Source organism: Pseudomonas sp. B424 (genome assembly GCF_055408345.1).
Genome location: NZ_JBUZTL010000078.1, coordinates 1 through 668, shown reverse-complemented (window position 1 = coordinate 668; position 668 = coordinate 1). Strand labels below are relative to the sequence as shown.

General features: G+C 50.9%; 1 protein-coding gene. It reads right to left on the bottom strand.

Annotated features, from left to right (window positions below; genetic code table 11):
- Positions 1-58: 58 nt before the first annotated feature.
- The coding region (locus tag ACZRMS_RS26305) for an RHS repeat-associated core domain-containing protein (RefSeq protein WP_463997645.1) at positions 59-668 on the bottom strand (610 nt) is incomplete at its 5' end.

Genomic DNA, 668 nt, shown 5'->3' with positions numbered 1-668 from the left:
CGAAGTCATGGGAGAGGTGATGCAGGAAGCCTTGGCTATGCGGCATGATGCTCCGGCTTCAATTCAATAACCGTGTTGCACTCAGCTCCTGCAACCGCCCATTGTATTCGGTGTTTTGTGCCAGTGTCTTGAGTTTAGTGGCAGAGAGATAGGCCATCTCGGCGCATTGTCCGAACAACTGATTGCGCTCATCACGCTCAGTGCTCACCTTTTCAGCAAGTGACAGTTGAAAGTTTCTGTCGTTCACGGCATCGCTTAATGACATTCCAAGGTCCTTTGCGGTTTGGATTCGGCGAGTGCGCACTCTTGCATGGTTGCTGTCATGTTTGTACTGCACTTGCTGATTGGCATTGACGTAGGGTACGTCGGTAATTGCTATTTCGCTTAGCAAGGGGGTAAGCAGTGTTCTTATGTCGTCGGCTATTGTTGTCTGGTTTGTAGAGGGGCCGGGTGTAGAAACAGAGGTGGTAGCGCTCTCGCTGTTGGTTGGCATGAGCCCTTGTACATCAACAAGTATCACAGGGCTGTTTCTGACCATTCTGAACAAATTCAATCCATCCAGAGTTCCTGCGGGGTCTGGGTTGATCCAGCGTTGCAACCAAGGGGCGTAATACCGTGCGCCGTAGTAATACAGCCCCGTGGCATCCCGTTCTTTTCCTGAATAACGT